At 70.9% G+C, this 2,394-nt stretch carries 2 protein-coding genes and 1 pseudogene; 2 read left to right on the plus strand and 1 reads right to left on the minus strand.

Features of this window, described 5'->3' with window-relative positions:
- Nucleotides 1-208: pseudogene (locus ACY45C_RS10715) on the plus strand (inositol-3-phosphate synthase); the annotation flags it as partial.
- 160 nt (nucleotides 209-368) lie between these two features.
- The gene (locus ACY45C_RS10720; protein ID WP_462187473.1) at nucleotides 369-1,757 is read left to right on the plus strand and encodes an MFS transporter; all 1,389 of its coding nucleotides are present in this window, start codon (nucleotides 369-371) and stop codon (nucleotides 1,755-1,757) included.
- On the opposite strand, the gene ACY45C_RS10725 is transcribed toward ACY45C_RS10720, so the two are convergent.
- Nucleotides 1,738-2,394: HD domain-containing protein (locus ACY45C_RS10725; RefSeq protein ID WP_462187474.1), on the minus strand; the 657-nt coding region annotated here is incomplete at its 5' end. The two genes, ACY45C_RS10720 and ACY45C_RS10725, sit on opposite strands and share 20 nt — an antisense overlap.

Raw genomic sequence — 2,394 nt, forward strand, 5'->3', positions numbered from 1 at the left:
CCTCGAGTACAAGCTTGAGGTGTGGGACTCCCCCAACAGCGCCGGGGTGGTCATCGACGCGGTGCGCTGCGCCAAGATCGCGCTCGACCGGGGCATCGGCGGCCCGGTCCTCTCCGCCTCCTCCTATTTCATGAAGTCCCCGCCGGAGCAGTACCGCGACAACGAGGCCCGGGACAGGGTGGAGGCATTCATCCGCGACGAGGGCTGATCGAGGGCTGATTTCTCGTCGTCCTCATCTTTCTCGTCGGGTCCTCCTCGTCGGATCGGCCGGCCAGCGGACCCGGTCGGAAACACAGGTGTCCGGCAGCCCGGAGGGGACGGCCGGACCTTGTGCCCGGAGTCGATCAGTCTGGTCCTAGGCTGACGACGTGGCCCGGGCGGAGAACCTTCGTGAGCTGCTGCACGGCCGTGGGTTCCGGATGCTCTACGCGTCCAGACTCACCTCCCAGGCCGCCGACGGCGTCTTCCAGGCGAGCCTCGTCAGCTATGTGCTGTTCTCCCCCGAACGGGCGACCTCGGCGGCGGCCCTGGCCGCGTCGCTCGCGATCGTCGTGCTGCCGTTCAGCGTCATCGGACCCTTCGCCGGCATCGTGCTCGATCGCGTGTCCCGCCAGCGGGTTCTGGTGGTCTGCTCACTCGTCCGGATGCTATTGATGGGCATCCTGGTCGCTCTGATCGCCACCGGCCGGACGGGCGTCGACTTCTACGCGGTGGCACTGGCGTCGGTGAGCATGAACCGCTTCGTGCTGGCGGCGCTGTCCGCCGGGCTCCCGGTCGTGGTCGGCCTCGACCGGCTCGTCACGGCGAACGCCCTGTCCGTCACCTCCGGCACCGTCGCGACGCTCGCCGGAGCCGGTGTCGGCAGCGGACTGCGCGGGCTGATCGGCGGCGAGGACGGGACGGTGGCGTTCGTCGCCGGTCTGGCAGCTTTCACCTACCTTGTGGCCGCCGTCACCGCGGCGCGGGCGGGACGGAGCGACTTCGGTCCGCTGGAGACGGTGGCCTGGCAGGGCGCCTGGGCGCAGACCACCCAGGTCGTCGCCGACATGCTTGACGGCGCCCGCTATCTGGTGAACCACGGGCCGGCCCGGCGGGCGCTCGCCGCCCTCACCACCTCGCGAGCCGCCTACGGCCTGATCCTCGTGATGACGGTGTTGCTGTATCGCAACTACTTCACTGGCCCGGAAGGCGGGCTCGCGGGGCTCGCCGCCGTCGTTGCCGCCAGTGGGGCCGGCACGGTCAGCGCCGCGGTCGCGACTCCCCACGTCACGGGGCGCATGCCGAAGTCGAGCTGGATCGCCCTCGTCCTGGTACTCGGCGGGGTTGTCGAGGTCGCGCTCGGGCTGCCCTTTTCCTCGACGCTGTTCATCGTCGCGGCAGCATTGCTCGGGTTTTCCGCACAGGCCAGCAAGATCTGCGTGGACACCATCGTGCAGGAGGAGACCGACGACGCCTACCGCGGTCGCGCCTTCTCGCTCTACGACCTGCTGTTCAACGTCGCCTTCGTGGCCGCCGCGGCGGTGGCCGCCGTGGTCCTGCCGGACGAGGGCCGGTCCGTTCCGGTGGTCCTAGTGGCCGGGGCCGGCTACGCGCTCGCCGGGATCCTGTACTACCGGGCCGCCCGCCGCCATCCGGAAGACCGGATCATCCGTCACATCGGCGAGCCCAGATCGGCACGGTCGGCCGACCACCCTGGCCCGGACGGCCAGCCCGGCCCGGACGGCCAGCCCAGGCCGGTCACCCCCGCCGAGGCGTGAGCTCACCGGGAACGGGCGCCTCGTGCTCCCGGGCCCACCGGAACAGCTCGGCCTCGGCGGCCTCCCGGCCGACGATCCCGTGCTCGAAGCGGAACTCCAGCATGTGCGACCGGGCCTGACCCACCAACCGGGACGGTGACAGCCCCAGCAGCGCCATGATGTCGTCCCCGGAAAGCTCCGGCCGGATCGCGGCGATCTCCTCGCGCGCGGCGAGCTCGGCGATCCGTTCCTCGAGCGAGTCGTACGTCCGGGACAACGCCGCGGCCTTGCGCCGGTTGCGGGTCGTGCAATCCGAGCGGACCAGCTTGTGTAGCCGGGAGAGCTGGGGACCCGCGTCGTGCACGTAGCGGCGTACGGCGGCGTCGGTCCACTCGCCCGCCCCGTATCCGTGGAAGCGCAGGTGCAGGTAAACGAGCCGGCAGACCGCGTCGGTCACGTCCTTGGGGAAGTGCAGCGCCGCGAGCCGACGGCGGGTCATGTCCCGGCCGACGACCTCATGGTGGTGGAAGGACACCCGCCCGCCCGCCATGTGCCGACGGGTCCGCGGCTTGCCGATGTCATGCAGCAGCGCGGCCCAGCGCAGCACCTCGTCCGGCTCCCCCGACTCCTCCAAGATCATCGCCTGACGCAGCACCGT

This window comes from Frankia sp. CcWB2, from assembly GCF_977927585.1.